The sequence below is a fragment of the Roseburia sp. OF03-24 genome, assembly GCF_003463035.1.
GTDB classification, from domain to species: domain Bacteria; phylum Bacillota; class Clostridia; order Lachnospirales; family Lachnospiraceae; genus Roseburia; species Roseburia rectibacter.
In genome coordinates this window covers 1-5,540 of the sequence record NZ_QSCK01000062.1, presented here as the reverse complement: position 1 = coordinate 5,540, position 5,540 = coordinate 1, and the positions used below count along the sequence as shown (strand labels likewise).

Below are 5,540 nucleotides of genomic sequence, written 5' to 3'. Positions count from 1 at the left end.
TTTTCTCATAACCATATATCTTCCCATGCTCTTTAAGAAACGACCACGCTTATTGCTGCCGCCATCTCCTAACGCAACCATAGATAAAATTTCATCCATCTTTAAATACGTTCCAACAAAAACAACGATCTGTAAAAATGCAACCATTAAAAACGGATAATCGCCCGACATGGAATAGATCATTGCAGATAGAGAAAACGCAATCGTAATGAGAAGTGTTAATCCTGCGCGCATTAAAATCGTATTGAACAGTTTTAACACCGCCTTTTTCAACAATCCGTTATAAGTCGGCAGCATGGATAAAATAAAATTCAGCGGCAGATACAACGCAAATATGATAAACAAAAGCTGGGTAAATATAACCAGCCCACACATTATGACCACAAAAATACTGATGATCAGATTCAGGAAAAATACCAAAAGGACCGTCCCAAATCTGCCTATTACACTCGTCACAGTCATATTTACATTTTTATAAGTTTCAATATCTGTCTTTACTGCAGTCTGACGGTCTTCTCCGAAATTCGTTACAGGACTGACAGATAAAATTGATTTAATACGATCTCCATCAACTCCCGCTGCAATACGCTCTGATTCGATTGCAGTTTCATCCGTCGTACCAAACTGCAAAAGCAGCCATGGTTTATAGACCTGAATTGCAAACAGGTTATTCCGGATCTTGTCTGTTGCTTTTACTCCCATCTCATCATTTCCCGGCATGACAAGTTTTGCCCCAAGCTCCAGGACACCATTGCTTAAATCCGCGGAAAAATCATTGATATTTTTAATGTACTGCGGCGCATAAGCAATAAACGCGGCAGTTAAAAGAAAGATCACAAGCATATTTACCGCTGCGCTGACTGACTCTGTGGTTTTTCTTTTGATCAGCCCGGCATATGCCATGTAGCCGCCCACGATCAATACGATAAACAGTAACAGCCAGGTATAAAAACCATCCGCATTGAATTTCTTCGATCCGGTATTCATGCCCGCCAGGATCTGAATGTTCTTTCCGATGTCGTCTGCCATATCACCGATAAAATCAAGCGAATACGTCTGCTGCACAATATATCCCGTTCCGCTGCTCAGCAATACACTGATCAGCCAGATTCCGTCACTGATTCCATAAAAAACGGATGAAATCTTATTATCTATCCTGTCCATCCAATTCCAGGGAAGCCAGTCCCAGGAAGTGTCCACATAGAAATCGATCTGATAATTATCCCACCGGTACTGACTATACAGATTTCCAGCATCGATCGTTTCATCTACCAGTCCGGAAGCCGCAGCTACCTCCATATTGGCAGCCGATAAAAATAATCCTGTCAGAAGCATGCATACAAGAAATGCTGACAGGATCCGTTTGTGCAGCTTTTGCAGTCTTTTTGTTTTCATTCCCCATTTCTTTCTCATGAAACTTCCTCCCTTCTTGGAGGTCTGGTATCAAATGCGTCAAATACATGCTGCAGTAATATCTGTGTATGTACTTTTCCAACACGACCGTAAATGTCCTGCATCAGACATTCCCCAGTTTCTAATGCCATGATCGCATTCTGGTTTTCTTCATCATCCGGATCCAGCCCAAAGAATCTTAATGTATTCCGGATCTCCGTCTTATCTGTGGAATGAAAAGCGAACTTCAAACCGATATTGTTTTTGATTTTTTCGTCCAGAAGATCGGAAGAACTCTGCGTGATAAAAAATACACCGGACTGCATGGAACGTCCGGCACGTACAAGTTTATTCGATAAAGCTGCTCCCTGTGCTACCTGCAGGAGACTCCATGCCTCATCTAAAGCAACGATTTTATAAATTTTCCTGTCTGAATAAATAAAATCCAATGCAAAAGTTCCGATCGCGATCATAACCGCAATACTTAAATATTCGATACTGGTATATTCCTCCACATTTTTTTCAGAATCCGGCAGCATCAGATCCTGCACCTGCAAAATGTTTAAAGCCTTATCTGCACTGATCTTACGCGTCACTTTTCCATCTGAAAACAGCAATCCCGCAAAATCATAATCGGTAAACGCTGCTATGTGGCTTGCAAGCAGATGCGCTTCTTCATCCTCCATCTCATTTAATTCATCGATCACATATAAAAGTCCGCTATCCGATCTTTTTGTAACTGCCTTTACCGCATCACGTAAAAGCGGGAAACGTTTTCCATCTTTAATACTGACACCAGTCAAAAATGTCAGGATATCCATCGCCAGGCTGTCTGCATCTTTCTTATTCTGCATGATCACATACGGATCAAGCATTCCTTTATTGACCTCATCACTGGTCAGGTTGATAATGTTAATTTCATCCGAAAGTTCCGGAAGCATTTCTTTCCATTTCCCGCGTTCCGACTTCGGATCAAGGATCAGCGCCCTTGCACCGTGTAAAACTTCCTGGTAAATGATGTTATTTGCAAACATTGATTTACCACCGCCAAGCGTTCCGGTAAATGCCACAGCAAGGGCATTTGTAACACTGCCGGCTACGTTCTGACAGGCAAGAGACGGGTCTATGTAGATATTATTTCCAGTCTCCGTGTCATACCCGATGTAACTTCCATCCGGATCACCCAGGATGCGCGCTGCACCGAATCCAAGTCCCGCCAGGAAATCTGCTTTCACATACTGGATATAATCATTTTCATATCTTGATCCAGACGGAATAAATTCTTCGTGGAATCCGATCATATCGCCAAACGGGCGTACCAGTTTAATGTTAAAATCATTCTCGTAATAATCCCTGACCTCCGCGATACGACGTTCCAGCTCCTCTTCGCTTTCTGCAGCAATCCGGACAACGTAGCTTAATTTGTACATGGATTCTTTTGTTCTGCCTAAGTCCTTTTCCAGCTCGTCCACATCCACCAGTGCCTCTACCACGGAATTATCCGTATCGGCACCAGCCTCATACGCATGCTCATCTAAGTCATTTAATTCCTTTTTCTTATTTCTGACCGTCGTCAATGCGCTTCTGTTCGGCATGATTTCAACGTTCATACTGACGTCTACCGGAAAACGGAAACGCTCCTGCTCATAATAAAAGATCTCCGACGATGGAAACTCCAGTTCCCCGATTAAAGCATTGATTGTCAGGTATGCAACATAGCTTTCCCCCTCTTCCCTTATCATCCGGATATGTTTCTGATGCTCCTGCAGCACACAGCGCGTCAGGCGGAGAATGTCGTACTTGCGGACTAACGTTTTTTTCTCCAGCTTTTCTTTTGGAAATGAATACTCATATTTATAATACGGCGTTTTCTGTTGTCCATAGATATGCTCTACAATGTAGCCAATGTCTTTCTTTTCCAGGCGTTTTAAGGAAAACTTCCCTTTTACACGCTGTCTTAAAAAGTCTTCCAGTTTTGCATACCGCTCGATCTCTGCACTGTTTATGCTGACAAAATCACCCATCAGGTTATGGTTGACACTGTTTATAAAGTCTGTAAATACGGCTAAAATATCTTCCTTGACCTTCTTTACACTAACTTCCTCTTCTCCCTTGATCAGCTTAAAACCTAAAAAGAAACGGTAGGTAACTTCATTTTCTATTCCACCCATAGAAGTGATCAGCCCTTCTGTCTGGATGTCGATCACTTTTTCTGCTGTTTCTTTAAGATCCCCCTTTAAGTGTCTCTTGCAGCGTTCCTGCCTGTCCCTTACGGATGTTTCAGATGCAATGCAGAGCGCATGCATCTTGCCTTCCCTGTTTACCGTCATGATCTGACGGAACCGTTCATGTACTGCCATCTTTTCATCCGGAGATAAAAAAGCATAGTTGTACGGGATCAGTTCATAATACGCCCACCATTCTCCCTGCTGGTTTAAGATCATATTGTTTTCGATGTACTTAATCGGGAACATATATATCCCTCCTCACTGCGGTAATATATTCATTTACCGTCTTTTTACGATACACCACACGTTTTCCTGCATAAGTCTCTTTTGGGCGTATCAGATAATTAAACGCCGCGCATAAAAATCGGTACGGATTTTTGCCATCAAAGCTCTTTTTTGACATCAGATACGCATTTCCTACGCATATCGCAGCCCATACAACGAAACTTTTTATATACACAAATGGCGGCAGGTTGTGAATCATAAGACATACAACTGCCGTTCCGGTAAAATACCCGATCTGTGTTATCGTCGCCGGAAACGGCAGATTAACATCCCCGACCGCATGTATCACTTTTTCAACATTCCAGATGCTTGTATATGACTTTACCTGTTTCATTTCTTCCCTTTCTTTCCTTTCTGCCTGTCCGGCGGTTTTCTTCATCCTTTTCATTTATCCAAGGCACAGGGCATCCCGCCCCGCACCTTATTTTTTTATCAGGGATCATTCCCCTCCATCATCTGGAGCACCGCCCTCGATGATCGTGCCATTATAGATCTTTAACATCGTGTCTTTTGTCCCAGAGGGATTAAAGACAAAACCAACCGCTATGACCGCGATAATTGCAAAAACAATCAGCTCCGCAATCTTGTGTTTAAATAAAAGCACAAGACCAACGATAATAATCCCTCCTAAAACCAGAGGCTGTATATTCGTCATGAGCCACGTATAAATTCCCTGTCCAAAATTCATCTTTCTCTTTCCTTTCCGCGCATTTTGCGCATAAAAAAAGACAGCTTCTGCCGTCTGTTTACTGTTACATTTTTTCTTTTTTCTTTTTATTTCTTCTTTATGGCGCATGTTCCATAACACATCCAGCTTTGCGCTTTAAAAATTGCGACGCCGCAATTTCAGGATTCCATGTATTCCTGCTTAAGATCATCAATCCATTTTCTTCCTTTCTGCCTTGCTGTGACAACATCGTCCAGTGCCGCCTGCTGTTGTTTTAAGATTTTTTTATGATGCGGGGACAGATTGGCTTCCTCGATCATATCCTTCGCCAGGCGCGTGCCTCTGAGATCATCCAGCTTCTGTACCATTTTAAGGGACGGTGCGACCTGTCTTGTAAGCCAGAGGAGTGTCCGGTCAAGTGTGTACTCTTCCGGTTTTGTCGTCAGCTTAACGCTCCGGTATTGTCCGTTTAAAAACCACACCCAGCGCTCATTTAGCGGCCAGTTTCTGCGCTCCTGCTCCGGATCTGCATCTACAAACCTTACATAATGATTGATGATAGAATAGGCAGTACAGGCTACATCTTCCATCTCCAAAAGATCATCCACCGCCACCTCCGCACGCTCATCTTTTAACCGTATTTCAAAACGGTTTTTCGTTTCCGCCTCATCCAGCGGCGTGCCGTTTTTTACATACTGTTCATAGTCCTTTTCATAAATACAGAAGTAAATTTCACTTTTTAAAGATCCCAGGTACAATGTATTTCCCATGTTTGCCGCATCTTCTTCCCGGTTCCTTATCAGCTCCCCGGACTGGTAATCCTTAAAACTGTGAAAAATCGTGATGCATTCATCCCGACGGCATTTTTCTGCAAGTTCCGGGATATTTAAAATCCCGGCACGGTCGTTGATCGCAATATCAATCCGTTTAAACACCGCCCCCATTTCTCTTGCCGTCCGGAAGAAATC

General features: G+C 42.9%; 5 protein-coding genes. All 5 read right to left on the bottom strand.

All coding sequences use genetic code 11. The annotated features are described in order from the left end of the window. A partial coding sequence (locus DXA60_RS18210) for a CD3337/EF1877 family mobilome membrane protein (protein ID WP_442969716.1) occupies positions 1 to 1,413 on the bottom strand: 1,413 nt, incomplete at its 3' end. Further along, positions 1,410 to 3,866: an ATP-binding protein gene (locus DXA60_RS18205; protein ID WP_117922664.1), complete on the bottom strand. Its 2,457-nt coding sequence runs from the start codon at positions 3,864 to 3,866 to the stop codon at positions 1,410 to 1,412. The genes DXA60_RS18210 and DXA60_RS18205, both read right to left, overlap by 4 nt. Next, on the bottom strand, positions 3,853 to 4,284 hold the full coding sequence (locus tag DXA60_RS18200; RefSeq protein WP_015521892.1) for a conjugal transfer protein: 432 nt from the start codon (positions 4,282 to 4,284) through the stop codon (positions 3,853 to 3,855). Before DXA60_RS18200 ends, DXA60_RS18205 begins: the two co-directional genes overlap by 14 nt. 60 nt (positions 4,285 to 4,344) lie before the next feature. Continuing rightward, complete coding sequence (locus tag DXA60_RS18195; protein WP_117922665.1) at positions 4,345 to 4,593, bottom strand: hypothetical protein; 249 nt, start codon at positions 4,591 to 4,593, stop codon at positions 4,345 to 4,347. A gap of 158 nt (positions 4,594 to 4,751) precedes the next feature. Then, the coding region (locus DXA60_RS18190) for a replication initiation factor domain-containing protein (RefSeq protein ID WP_147345413.1) at positions 4,752 to 5,540 on the bottom strand (789 nt) is incomplete at its 5' end.

What these genes read in the sequence shown, in the direction of transcription:
- DXA60_RS18205 (WP_117922664.1), bottom strand. Translation starts at nt 3,866, where the DNA reads ATGTTCCCGATTAAGTACATCGAAAACAATATGATCTTAAACCAGCAG.
- DXA60_RS18200 (WP_015521892.1), bottom strand. Translation starts at nt 4,284, where the DNA reads ATGAAGAAAACCGCCGGACAGGCAGAAAGGAAAGAAAGGGAAGAAATG.
- DXA60_RS18195 (WP_117922665.1), bottom strand. Translation starts at nt 4,593, where the DNA reads ATGAATTTTGGACAGGGAATTTATACGTGGCTCATGACGAATATACAG.